Source organism: Brachyspira pilosicoli (assembly GCF_019402445.1).
GTDB lineage: Bacteria > Spirochaetota > Brachyspiria > Brachyspirales > Brachyspiraceae > Brachyspira > Brachyspira pilosicoli_B.
Genome location: NZ_SRZM01000300.1, coordinates 1 through 428 on the forward strand (window position 1 = coordinate 1; position 428 = coordinate 428).

Below are 428 nucleotides of genomic sequence, written 5' to 3' on the forward strand. Positions count from 1 at the left end.
CTTTTGCCCCTATGGGTTTTAGAGATGAAGAAGGAAATATAGTTGGTTTTGATATAGACTTAGCCAAAGAGGTAGCAAACCGCCTCGGGGTAGAGTTGGTGGCTAAACCTGTAGATTGGTCTAGCGTTGTATTGAGCTTAAAGAAAGGTGATGTTGATGTGGTATGGAATGGCTTTGCTATTAATGAAACTAGAAAAGAACAAGTTAATTTCACTAAACCATATCTTAATAACAGACTTATGATAGTTAAAAATGCAGACAGAGCTGATATTAAAACTAAAGAAGATTTAAAAGGAAAAATATTAGGAGTGCAAACAGGAAGTAGCAATTATGAATCATTAGAAGCTGACCCTATAAGCAAAGAAACTAAAGAAATTAGACAATATGATATTTATGCCAATGCTTTTTTAGATTTAGAGGCTAAAAGA

General features: G+C 33.6%; 1 protein-coding gene. It reads left to right on the forward strand.

What is annotated here, in order from left to right:
• On the forward strand, positions 1–428 hold a 428-nt coding region (locus E6A48_RS09450; RefSeq protein WP_219709968.1), incomplete at both ends, for a transporter substrate-binding domain-containing protein.